Source organism: Marilutibacter chinensis (genome assembly GCF_021725675.1).
Classification (GTDB): domain Bacteria; phylum Pseudomonadota; class Gammaproteobacteria; order Xanthomonadales; family Xanthomonadaceae; genus Marilutibacter; species Marilutibacter chinensis.
This window is the reverse complement of the sequence record NZ_JAKJPO010000008.1, coordinates 248,329-258,664: the sequence shown is the minus strand read 5'-3', so window position 1 is coordinate 258,664 and position 10,336 is coordinate 248,329. Positions and strand designations below refer to the sequence as shown.

Genomic DNA, 10,336 nt, shown 5'->3' with positions numbered 1-10,336 from the left:
GACCGCGAGGGCTAAGACGGGCATGTTTATGCAGGTTCATCCGGGGCTCCTGGAGGGGTGGCTGATTCGCACCTCCAGTCTTCCGGGATCACCCTGGATGAACAACCTACTGAGAGATCACAGCTAGGTCAACGCTGAAGACCGCGTGGCAGCGGATGATCACGGCAGCCATCCATGCCCAGGTGATCGCCGAAGCCGACCGTTTCAGCCTGCACGGGCTGAAGCATCGCGGCATCACCGACACCGTGGGCAACCGCGCCGACAAGCAGGACGCAGGGGGACACGTCACCCCAGCCATGACCCACCGCTACGACCACGAACTGCCCGTGGTGAAGCCGCCGGTGCTGCCAGTTCGCCCGGCGAAGTAGGAGATTCGACAATGGGCTATACAACTGATCTACAGGCCGCGCTGGACGCAGAGGAAGCCGAGCATCAGGCCTGGGCACTGGGTGATTATGTCGGTAGCGATTGCCCGAATTGTGGCCGACATCGCCTTTGCATCTGCCCGAACGGAAAGCACCGCTGCGAAAAGTGCAATTGGTGCCCCGAACTGCAGGCCTACGCCCCGGTGTACTACTAGTAATTTTCCCGGCAATTTTCCCGGTAGCAGCAAAAAGGGCCGCTTTCGCGGCCCTAAGTGCTTGAATATCTGGCGCCCGAAGTTGGACTCGAACCAACGACCCCCTGATTAACAGTCAAGTGCTCTAACCAGCTGAGCTATTCGGGCGGGGAGGTGAATTGTAAGGCCTGTCCGGCCCGGGTCAAGCCCTTAGCCGGGCCGGTCGGTTCATCCGGGGCAGCGGGCACCGGCGCGGGGGCGTTCGGTCCGGGTGCGTCCGGCGTTGTTCACCACCACCTTGCCCAGCAGCCGGCCGTTTGCCGAGCAGACGCGAAACGTCGTGTTGGTGCCGGCGGACCAGCCCCAGGCATCGTAGGTGACACGGGTACGCCCTCCGGTGGTGCTCACCATGAGTCCCGTGCCGGCACCGCCCGAAGACTCGATGATCGCCGATGGCGCGGCCGGCTCCCCGTTGCGTTGCGGGTCCGAGAAGACCAGCCAGCCGTCGTTCCAGGCGTTGTCGCCGCGGCAGTGCCGCCCATCGCTGCTGGGGCAGAGACTGACCGGAGTTCCGGTACGGATCGCGCTGATCCGGGCGAGTGCCAGCGAGGCGGTCAGCCGGTGCGCCAGTTCCGCGTTGCGACCGCGCTCGGCAATTCCCCCCATCGCGGGCAGAACGCTGACCGCGAGCAGGGCGGCCACGGCCATCGCGATGATCAACTCCAGCAGGGTGAACCCGGCCGGCCGGGTGGTGCGGGTGGGCGACTTCATGTCGTGAGGCTCCATCGGGGTGGAAACCAGATCCTGGTCGAGCGGACGCTGGTGGCGTATCGGTGGGGCGACGGAACGGGGCTAGGAAAACCACCCGTCGCCCCCATCCCTTGGTCCGACTACACTCCGAAGACCCGCCCACGCCTCCCGACATGAACGACAGCCGTACCGCGAGACCCCTCCCTACCTCCGACGGCAGTGGCTTCCAACTGGTGTCACCGTACCGCCCTGCGGGCGACCAGCCGCAGGCGATCGAGCGCCTGGTGGCGGGATTCGAGAGCGGGCTGGCGCATCAGACCCTGCTCGGCGTGACCGGCTCGGGCAAGACCTACACGATCGCCAACGTGGTCCAGCAGGTGCAGAAGCCGACCCTGGTGATGGCCCACAACAAGACGCTCGCGGCGCAGCTGTACGGCGAGTTCAAGGCGTTCTTTCCGAACAACGCGGTCGAGTACTTCGTCAGCTACTACGACTACTACCAGCCCGAGGCCTACGTGCCGTCGTCCGACACCTTCATCGAGAAGGACAGCTCGGTGAACGAACACATCGAGCAGATGCGGCTGTCGGCGACGAAGGCGCTGCTGGAACGGCGCGACGCGCTGATCGTCTGCACGGTGTCGGCGATCTACGGCCTGGGCGACCCGAACGAATATTTCCGCATGGTGCTGCACATGGTGCGTGGCGAGCGGATCGACCAGCGCGAGCTGATCCGCCGCCTGACCGAGATGCAGTACACCCGCAACGACACCGAACTGCGCCGCGGCACCTACCGGGTCCGCGGCGAGGTGATCGACGTGCACCCGGCCGAGAGCGACGACGAGGCGCTGCGGATCGAGCTGTTCGACGGCGAGATCGAGCAGCTGACCCTGTTCGACCCGCTGACCGGCGAAACCGGAGAGAAGCTGCCGCGCTACACGATCTATCCGGGCTCGCACTACGTCACCACCCGGCGCACGGTGCTCGACGCGATCGACACCATCAAGGAAGAGCTGCGCGAGCGGCTGGAGCAGCTCTATGCCGGCAACCGGCTGGTCGAGGCGCAGCGCCTGGCCCAACGTACCCAGTTCGACCTGGAGATGCTGGCCGAGGTCGGCTACTGCAACGGCGTGGAGAACTATTCGCGCCACCTGACCGGGCACATGCCCGGCGAGCCGCCGCCGTGCCTGTTCGACTACCTGCCGCCGGACGCGCTGCTGGTGATCGACGAGTCGCACGTGACCGTCCCGCAGATCGGCGCGATGTACAAGGGCGATCGCTCGCGCAAGGAAACCCTGGTCGAATTCGGTTTCCGCCTGCCGTCGGCGTTGGACAACCGGCCGCTGAAGTTCGAGGAGTGGGAAGGGCGCTCGCCGCGGACGATCTTCGTCTCCGCGACGCCCGGCCCGTACGAATTGCGGCACTCGGGCGACGAAGTGGTCGAACTGGTCGTGCGCCCGACCGGCCTGATCGATCCCGAGGTCGAAATCCGGCCGGTCGCGACCCAGGTCGATGACGTGATGGGCGAGATCCACGAACGGGTCGCGATGGGCGACCGCGTGCTGATCACCACCCTGACCAAGCGCATGGCCGAGAACCTGACCGAGTATCTCGGCGAACACGGCGTGCGCGTGCGCTACCTGCATTCGGACATCGATACCGTCGAGCGCGTGGAGATCATCCGCGACCTGCGCCTGGGAAAGTTCGACGTGCTGGTCGGCATCAACCTGCTTCGAGAGGGCCTGGACATGCCCGAGGTATCGCTGGTGGCGATCCTCGATGCCGACAAGGAAGGCTTCCTGCGTTCGGCCGGCTCCCTGATCCAGACCATCGGTCGCGCCGCCCGCAACGTCCGCGGCAAGGCGATCCTGTACGCGGACCGGATCACCAGGTCGATGCAGGCGGCGATCGACGAGACCGACCGCCGCCGCCAGAAGCAGGTCGAGTACAACGCCGAGCACGGCATCACCCCGCAGTCGGTCAGCAAGGCGGTGGCCGACATCATGGAAGGCGCCCGCACCGAGCCCGATGCCGCCCGCACCCGAGGACGTGGCCGCAAGGTGGCCGAGCCGGCGCCGGACTACGCCACGATGGAGCCCAGGCAGCTGGCCGCCCGGATCAAGGAGCTGGAGCAGAAGATGTACCAGCACGCCCGCGACCTCGAGTTCGAGCAGGCCGCCGCGGTTCGCGACGAGCTCCACCGGTTGAAGGAACAGGGGTTCGCCGGCTGAGCGGAAGAGGGAGTCGATCGCCGCGCATCCGGATGTTGTCGATCGCCGCCGGGTGGGATACACTGCGCGCCCCTCGTCGGGTGGTTTGGCCGGCGGACGGGCGGTTAGCTCAGCGGTAGAGCACTACCTTGACATGGTAGGGGTCACAGGTTCGAACCCTGTACCGCCCACCAATTGAATCAATGACTTGTGGCATGTCAGGCCGGTACCCAAGTCATTCGTACGGAAAATGTACGAAAAAGCCGCCCCTCAACCGGGCGGCTTTTTCGTTTGCAGCGGTCGAAGTCGCCAGAGGACGGACACCGGCAAGCTACCACCCCGATCCTAACTTCCCGTCGCCCCAGTCGTGTCCTGGCCTCATCTCCCATGATGAGGCTTGACTGAAGTGTCCGTGTTGGGCGGGGGCAACCTCTCCTGCTGGAAGCAATGTCGTCGACACTCTCCGCACGTAGCCTCACTGACTCGCCGGGTCGAGTGCCGTTGCGGACAGGCCTTCTGACCAAGAACGGTCAACCGATGTGTTGAACAGGTATCCGCAAGATGCTCTGGCGGCACCTCGACAGTCTTGCGCGACTTCATGATTTTTCGGGTCAGCGCACCGACCGCAACATGATCCGCGTCAAGTCAAAAATGCTTATTTGGATCGATTGAAATCGTATTCAGGTAGGCGGTGCCAGGAATCGGGATTGATCTTCAGAAAAGGGGCTCGGCACGGTGCTACACCGGCAAAGCGCTGATAGCTAGCGCACTCCCATCTCCACTCCCCCAGGAGAACGATCATGTCAGCCCCTACCTCTGCGCTCGGTCGGTTCGCATGGACGACCGCGTTGTTCCTTGGTGGTGCAACACCGGCCGCTTTCGCCCAGGACGGCATCCCGGAGCCGACACCGCACTCGCAGGTCGCATTCGACCCTGAAGTGAATTTCACCGCCCGCTGGACCCGGGCGGACGCCCGCCAGATCGAGGCAATGTCCGATCCCACCGTGCCTGCGGGCGAGAATTCCCTGCCGCCCTGGCTGACCATGCCGGATATCGATGCCGGCTTCCCAGAGACCAATCCCGATGTCTGGGTCTGGGATACATGGCCCATCACCGACATGGCAGCCAACCAGATCAGCTTCCAGGGCTGGGAGATCGTCTTCTCGCTGACGGCTGACCCGCATGCCGGCTATGCGTTTGACGACCGCCACGTCAATGCCCGCATTGGCTATTTCTATCGCAAGGCCGACATTCCAGCCTCCGAGCGACCGGCCAACGGAGGCTGGATCTACGGCGGCAATGCCTTCCCCGACGGTGCCAGCGCCAAGATCTTCGGCGACATACCCATGACCCACAACCCCGAGTGGTCCGGGTCCGCGCGCATCGTGAACAATGGCGGAAAGGTCAGCGTCTACTACACCGCGATGGCCTTCAATCGCACTCCCGAGGGGCAGGACATCAATCCGGCGGTGGCGGTCCTGGCCAGGACCGATGGCCACCTCCATGCCAACCACAAGGGCGTCTGGTTCACCGGCTTCGACGACCATGTCGAACTGCTGCGGCCGGATGGCTTCTACTACCAGAGTGGAGAGCAGAATCCCTTCTACAACTTCCGCGACCCGTTCCCGTTCGAGGACCCGGCGCATCCCGGCAAGACCTTCATGGTGTTCGAGGGCAACACGGCCGTGGTCCGGGGAGCCCGTGCGTGCACCGAGGCCGACCTTGGCTATGCGCCGGATGATCCGGATCGGGAAGATCTTGACGAGGTGATGGATTCGGGCGCGATCTTCCAGATGGCCAACGTCGGCTTGGCGGTCGCCACCAACAAGCAGCTGACGAAGTGGAAATTCCTGCCGCCGATCCTCTCGGCCAACTGCGTCAACGATCAGACCGAGCGCCCGCAGATCTACCTGAAGGACGGCAAGTACTACCTGTTCACCATCACCCACCGCCACACTTACGCGGCCGGCGTCGATGGTCCGGACGGGGTGATGGGCTTCGTCGGTGACGGAATCCGCAGCGACTTCGAACCAATGAACGGCGGCAGCGGTCTTGTGCTCGGCAATCCGACGGATCTCAACGGCCCGGTCGGTACGCCGGCAATGCAGGATCCGACACAGAATCCGAGGACGTTCCAGTCGTATTCGCACTATGTGATGCCGGATGGGTTGGTGACGTCCTTCATCGATGCGGTCGGGCCACGTCGCGGTGGCTCGTATGCGCCGACTGTCAGGATCGAGATCAACGACACCTTATCGGTGCTCGATGCCGACTACGGCGTCGATGGCTTGGGTGGCTACGGAGACATCCCGGCCAACATCGCCATTCCCCGGAAGGGGCCGAAGGGGCCCTGACCCCGGCGAAGCCCCGCTCGATGAGGTTGGAACTGTTCACGCGCCAAGACGGGTGGGCCATGGATGGCCCACTCATTATCCGCTGGATCGTCCCCGCGATCCTGAGTTGGAATCCTTGGATGCGCCGTGACTGAATGCAATCCAGCGATGGTTGGCTGGATGAAGCTGCGATCTTGTCAATTCGAAGAGCAAACATGGGAATCAGGAAAGTTCTTGCCGCCGCTGCCGCCATTGGCGCAATGACAGTCGGGTATTTCACCTGTCAGCCACAGGCATTGCAGGCGAACGACGATACGCCGCCACGACAGCAGACTACGGACGCGGTGCTCCCCGCATCCGAACGCTACCGGGAGCGCCATCGTCCCCAATACCACTTCACGCCCGAGCATGGAGATCTGGCCGATCCGAACGGGCTGGTCTTCCACGACGGTGAATACCACCTGTTCCATCAGCAGAACGGGCGCTGGGCACATGCCGTCAGTCTGGATCTGCTGCACTGGAAACATCTTCCGATTGCGCTGGAGCACGACAACCTCGGCCAGGCGTTGTCGGGCAGCGTGGTCGTCGATCGCGACGACAGCAGCGGTTTCTTCGACGGCGGTTCGGGCCTGGTGGCGATCTACACCAGCACCGCAGGTGGGGAACAGCAAAGCATCGCTTACAGCCGCGACAACGGTCGCCACTGGGTGCGTCATGAAGGCAATCCGGTGATACGGAACGAGGGCCGGCGTGATTTCCGCGACCCGAAGGTGTTCTGGCACGAAGGTAGCGGGCGCTGGATCATGGCCGTTTCCACCGACCAGAGCGTGACCCTCTATGGGTCGCCGGACCTCAAACAGTGGCAATGGCTGAGCCGGTTCGGTGACGGCCAGGGGCTCCATGCGGCGGTATGGGAATGCCCCGACCTGTTCCCGCTGGCCGTCGATGGCGATCCGGGCAACATCAAATGGGTGTTGCACGTCAGCGTTGGCGACAACCGGGAAACCCGCGGGTCCACCGCGCAGTATTTCGTCGGCGAGTTCGACGGCACCACGTTCACGAACGACAACCCGCCGCAGACGGTGCTCGTCACCGACCACGGGCAGGACTTCTACGCGGCGCAGTCCTGGTTTGGCATCCCGGCCGCGGACGGGCGCCGGATCTGGATCGCCTGGATGTCGAACTGGCGCTATCCCTACCAGACGCCGACCCATCCGTGGCATGGCGCGATGACGTTGCCCAGGCAGTTGTCGTTGAAGACCGTGGACGGGAGCATCCGGCTGGTGCAGCAGCCGGTCGACGAGGTTGCTGCACTTCGCGGGACCGAGGTCACCGTGGCGCCGTTCACCGTGGAAGGCAGCCATGAGGTGAGCGAATTCCAGGGCACGACCTACGAGTTCGAGCTGGAGATGTCGTGGCAGGACGTGCGCGAACTTGGAATCCGGGTCCGCGGCTCGGAGTCGATGACGCAACAGACTGCGATCGGCGTGGACGTCCCGTCCCAAAAGATCTTCGTCGACCGGACCCATGCCGGTCTGAAGGAGGTGCCGGACCGCAGTGGGGGTTCCTTCGCCTTTGGCTCTCGTCGTTCGGCCGACTATCCGGTCGAGCGCAAGCGGGTGAAGCTCCATGGTTTCGTCGATGAGTCGTCGCTGGAAGTGTTCGTCAACGACGGTGAGCAAGTGTTCTCCAACCTGATCTTCACCCACCCGGACAACCGCAGCATCGAATTGTATGCCGATGGCGGCCGGGCCCGGGTCGAATCGTTGCGCTTCCGCCCCTTGCGCCGGGTCTGGGGCGGTTCGATGCGGGCCGCTGCCGCGGAAGGAGCGATCATGGGCTGAACGTCAGTTGCCCGGTTGGGTGGAAGTCCCGCATATGGGAAGAAAATGCAATGGAGAGAAGAGTGAATGCTTGGAGCAGGTTGATCTCGGGGGCCGTGCTGGCCGGCTTGCTCAGTGCATGTGATCGGGGTGGTGAACCCGATGCAGCCGATATCGCCACGGCCTATTCGAATGTCGGGCAACGTAATTTCTATGCGTCTACCGGGGGCAAGGATATGAAGGACATAGCGGTTGCGCCCCCCGTACCTCCCGAGCCGGGGACTGAAGCCAGCGTGCTGCGCCTTTCTGCGTATGCGGGTCAGATGGAGTTCCGCTACGAGGCGAACAAGGTCAAGTGCAGGGAAGCGGAGGGGCGTGATCCAGGCTATGTCTGCCTTTACGATTTGACCATGATGAAAGCCGATGGTGAGGCTCTTTCGATTGTCCCGAATCTGCGTGGACATCTCTACAGAGATGATGAGGGCTGGCTTGGTGCTCGTTTCAACGGCGCATGGCTTGTCGAGGAATTGGACGACGAATGACGGCCGTCTGTAGTTGGCGACAGTTCGCGGCATCTGAATGATTCAAAGGTGGAATTTTTCAGGATTTTATTGATGCATATAGACGACAAGGGGGGTTGTATGGGTGTTGTACCTTTCATCCGTAAGAAAAAATGGACGGGTGCATTGCCGCGCGGCGCCTTGCTGTTTCTGCAGGTGATGTTGGGGGTAGGGATATCCACCGCCGCAGGAGCCGAGACGCAGGATTGCGAGGCGACCGGCAGGTTGATCGCCAAGCCGGAGTTCGGTTTCGAGGGCGAATCGACAGGCGATATGCCCGCCGGGTTCGACACCTACGGCACAGTGGAGGTTACCGCTGCGAACCGCCGTGCAGGACATCAGGCCGTGCGCCTGGCGAGAACGGCGTCGGGCCAGGTCGTGCGGATGCTTGGCGGATTCCGCGATGACCAAAGCGGCTACGGCAGGGCCGAAAGCGGTCGGCTGAAACTGTCCCTTTACGTGCCGGCGGACATCACCGTTCCCGTCTACGTCGCTCTGTTCCAGGACAGCTACCTCGCCGAGATGGACCGAGTGATCGAACTGGCGTTCATGCAGGATGGCACTCTGCGCAACCGGGGCCCCGAAGGGACCGGCATGGTCGGCAGCTACCAGGCCGGCAAATGGAACGATGTGGAACTCATCTGGGATGGCATTGCCAATACCGGGCATTACATGCTGCTGGTGAACGGTTCCCTGGTCGACAGTCGGCAGCAAGGCAGCGGCTACCTTCCGGTCGAACACAAGGGCAAGGTACCCATGCTGTTCGAGCTGAAATACGGCGCCAATGGCGCGGCGGCCTCGCCCGATGTGTACGTCGACGAGATCTCACTCCGCGGTCCCTACGAATCGACGGGCTTTGATGCGTCGCTGTGGAAGATCACTCTGCCCGACGGCGACGACCGCGATACCGGGTGGCTGCTCTGCGACAATACTTCCCCCGGCGAGTTCTATTACAAGAAGGACGGCTCACTCATATTCAAAAGCCCCAACATTGCCGGCCACACCGTGGGATCGAAGTATTCGCGCTCGGAGTTGCGCGAGATGTTGGTTGGCGTGGACGCGGGTGACGGCGCGGAAAACAAGACCCAAGGCGTGACCAGGAACAACTGGGTGCTGTCCACTGCCAGCGACGAGAGCCAGAGCGCCGCCGGCGGCGTCGACGGTAACCTGAAGGCGACACTGAAGGTCGAGAACGTCTCCACTACGGGCAGGCCGGACAAGATCGGCCGGGTCGTGATTGGCCAGATCCACGCTTCCGAGGACGAGCCGGTGCGGCTGTACTACCGCAAGCTGCCGGGTAACACTCGGGGTTCGATCTACTTGGCCCAAGACATACCGGGAAGCGACGAAGAGAACTGGCAGGTATTAGTCGGCAGTCGAGACGACAATGCCACCGACCCCGCCGACGGTATTCGCCTGGGAGAGCCGTTCAGTTACGAAATCAAAACCCAGGGGCACCGACTGACCGTCGTCATCAGGAGGCCGGGCAAGCCGAGCGTATCGAAGACCGTCGACTTGGGTACGCTTTACGACAGCGACTGGATGTATTTCAAGGCCGGCGTCTACAACCAGAACAACGGCTGTGGGGATGGCGCCGACACGGACGAAGACGGCAAACCGGACTATGATGTTCCCGAGAAGTGTTCAGACTCGGATTACGTGCAGGCAAGGTTCTACAGCGTCAAGGCTACCCATGGCCGGCCCTGACGGGCATGGGGCGACCCGGCCGGCGCAAGGCTGACCCAAGGGCTGATGTTGTAACGCGATGCCGGGGGCATGCACCCGGCATCGCGGGCATGGTGGGAGGTCGGAACTGGCACGGCATTGACAGGTAGAGGGGCTCAGGTTCGAACCCTGTGCCGCCCACTTATTGAGTCAATGACTTGTGGCATGTCAGGCCGGTACCCGAGTCGTTCGTACGGAAAATATACGGAAAGCCGTCCCTCAACCGGGCGGCTTTTCCGTTTGGTAATTTCTAATCTTTCCGGACCAGAACGGGCCGCACTTCCTGGATCGAAGTCGTCTTCAGGAGCTTGAAGAGCAGGGGTTTGAGGTCCTCGCCCCGATGGTTGCAACGGTAGCAAACCTTGCCGACCTGGAAGAG

General features: G+C 62.9%; 7 protein-coding genes and 2 tRNA genes. 7 read left to right on the top strand and 2 right to left on the bottom strand.

Translation table 11 applies throughout. The annotated features are described in order from the left end of the window. Positions 1-155: 155 nt before the first annotated feature. Positions 156-368, top strand: a complete 213-nt coding sequence (locus L3V18_RS13535) for a site-specific integrase (protein WP_237055706.1) — start codon at positions 156-158, stop codon at positions 366-368. A gap of 282 nt (positions 369-650) precedes the next feature. Here the strand turns inward: L3V18_RS13535 and L3V18_RS13530 are convergent. Next, positions 651-727, bottom strand: a tRNA-Asn gene (locus L3V18_RS13530). Between the two features lie 60 nt (positions 728-787). Next, positions 788-1,330, bottom strand: a complete 543-nt coding sequence (locus tag L3V18_RS13525) for a GspH/FimT family pseudopilin (protein WP_237055705.1) — start codon at positions 1,328-1,330, stop codon at positions 788-790. A 152-nt stretch (positions 1,331-1,482) separates the two neighbouring features. Here L3V18_RS13525 and uvrB point away from each other — a divergent pair, with 152 nt between their 5' ends. From uvrB to L3V18_RS13495, 6 genes are all read left to right on the top strand, one after another. Next, positions 1,483-3,537, top strand: a complete 2,055-nt coding sequence (uvrB, locus tag L3V18_RS13520) for an excinuclease ABC subunit UvrB (protein WP_237055704.1) — start codon at positions 1,483-1,485, stop codon at positions 3,535-3,537. A gap of 98 nt (positions 3,538-3,635) precedes the next feature. After that, positions 3,636-3,710: transfer RNA gene (locus tag L3V18_RS13515), tRNA-Val, on the top strand. A 606-nt stretch (positions 3,711-4,316) separates the two neighbouring features. Further along, positions 4,317-5,870, top strand: coding sequence for a glycoside hydrolase family 68 protein (locus L3V18_RS13510; protein WP_237055703.1), 1,554 nt, complete (start codon positions 4,317-4,319; stop codon positions 5,868-5,870). 134 nt (positions 5,871-6,004) lie between these two features. Beyond that, entirely contained in the window at positions 6,005-7,693 is a 1,689-nt protein-coding gene (locus tag L3V18_RS13505) for a glycoside hydrolase family 32 protein (RefSeq protein ID WP_237055702.1), read from the top strand. 62 nt (positions 7,694-7,755) lie between these two features. Further along, on the top strand, positions 7,756-8,214 hold the full coding sequence (locus L3V18_RS13500; protein WP_237055701.1) for a hypothetical protein: 459 nt from the start codon (positions 7,756-7,758) through the stop codon (positions 8,212-8,214). A gap of 72 nt (positions 8,215-8,286) precedes the next feature. After that, on the top strand, positions 8,287-9,939 hold the full coding sequence (locus L3V18_RS13495; RefSeq protein WP_237055700.1) for a polysaccharide lyase family 7 protein: 1,653 nt from the start codon (positions 8,287-8,289) through the stop codon (positions 9,937-9,939). The last annotated feature ends 397 nt before the right edge of the window (positions 9,940-10,336 follow it).